This is a genomic window from Collinsella aerofaciens, assembly GCF_040920445.1.
Taxonomy (GTDB): Bacteria; Actinomycetota; Coriobacteriia; order Coriobacteriales; family Coriobacteriaceae; genus Collinsella; species Collinsella aerofaciens_BH.
Window position 1 is genome coordinate 2,908 of sequence record NZ_JBCOTQ010000084.1, and the last position, 1,416, is coordinate 4,323.

General features: G+C 58.7%; 2 protein-coding genes. Both read right to left on the bottom strand.

The window, feature by feature from the left end:
- Positions 1-286: 286 nt before the first annotated feature.
- Complete coding sequence (locus tag AB5405_RS09530; protein ID WP_055252644.1) at positions 287-769, bottom strand: PTS sugar transporter subunit IIB; 483 nt, start codon at positions 767-769, stop codon at positions 287-289.
- Between the two features lie 57 nt (positions 770-826).
- Entirely contained in the window at positions 827-1,246 is a 420-nt protein-coding gene (locus AB5405_RS09535) for a PTS sugar transporter subunit IIA (RefSeq protein ID WP_006235880.1), read from the bottom strand.
- Positions 1,247-1,416: the final 170 nt, after the last annotated feature.

A 1,416-nucleotide genomic window follows, 5' to 3' on the forward strand; every position in this document is an offset into this window, starting at 1 on the left:
CCTTTGATCCCTCTTGGATCCGCGCGGCGATTCCCGACTTGTCAGCGCGCCCTTTTCCATGCCGACAATCGCCTAGACAGATCCAGCTTGTACCGGTGTGCTGTTAACACCTAAACCGGTGCAAATGATTTGATACCAATTATATAGTCATGAGAAAACTATTTAATACCAATCGCTCAACGGGCGTGTACTCCCGGTGAACGGTAGATGGGGGTAACGGGTAAAGCGTTTATCCGGTACGCCCACGAATAGGGGCGGCGCCGTGCGCGCCGCCCGTGGTTCTCAATTAGAGGGCGCTTAGGGCATCGACCTTGGGGTCGTCGGCCAGAGCGCGAATCTCGACCTCGACACCGCGGCCGACGAGCTCACGAATGTCCTCTTCCTCGGCAGCAGTCACAAAGATCTGGCGGGAGATCTTACGGGCATCGGGACGCTGCTCGTCCTTGGACTTGGTGTTGCCCAGGTTGATGGAGGTGATCTGCGGGCAGCCGTCGACAAGCTGCTTGGCCTCGGCGATGCTGGCGACGCAGATGATCATCTTGTACTTATCGGTAACACCGGAGTTGATGGCCTCGATGGCGTGCTCCATGTCCTTGATGACGAGCTTGACGTTGGCCGGCTTTCCCATCTTGAGCGTAGTCTTCCAGACGGGATCGTTGGCAACCTTGTCGCCAACGCAGAAGATGCAGTCAGAACCCAAGCCCTGGACCCAAGAGACGGCCACCTGGCCATGAAGCAGACGATGGTCGACGCGAAGCAGTTGAATCATGATTGACCCCCAAAGGTCTCATGCCGGAAACCCGGCCCCATTAATAGCAGGCGGTGACTAGAACTCTTCCTCGTCATCCGCATCGGTCAGCAGGTCGTTGACAAACTTGACGCGCGTGTCGTCAGCCGCGAGGATCTCGCGGATAACCTGATCGGCGGGAGCCTCCTGGTCCGAAAAGAGCAGCTGGATCAGCAGCGGCAGATTCATGTTGGCAACCAGGTAGGTGTTGGGGCGCGTCTGGACGATCTTGGTGAACTCGTTGTTGACGCTGCCGCCAAACAGGTCGGTGCACACGATTACGTCGTCGGCGGGGTCGAAGGTCGCCAGGAGCTTGGCGGCCTCCTCGGCGACATCGGTGCGGCCGTCGACAAACATCGACAGGTCGTGGACGTTATCGCGCGCGCCCGAGAGCAGCTCGGTACTCTCCTTGATGCCGGTCGCAAAATGCGCGTGGCTGGCGAAGATGTATTGCCTCATTGCGGTTTCCCCCAAATGAAATTAGTAGTCGAACTGGTGGTAGTAGCGGCGGTACTTGAGGTTGTGCTTGGTGACCAGCTCGTAGTTGCGCGCGAGGCGGTCGGTGGTCAGCACGGACAGGATCCACGGCGACACGATGACGCGGAAGTCGTCGTCCAGGCCCGGGATCG

Bases quoted from the DNA above. Each gene is read 5' to 3' on its own strand.
- AB5405_RS09530 (WP_055252644.1), bottom strand. From the start codon at position 769: ATGATTCAACTGCTTCGCGTCGACCATCGTCTGCTTCATGGCCAGGTG.
- AB5405_RS09535 (WP_006235880.1), bottom strand. From the start codon at position 1,246: ATGAGGCAATACATCTTCGCCAGCCACGCGCATTTTGCGACCGGCATC.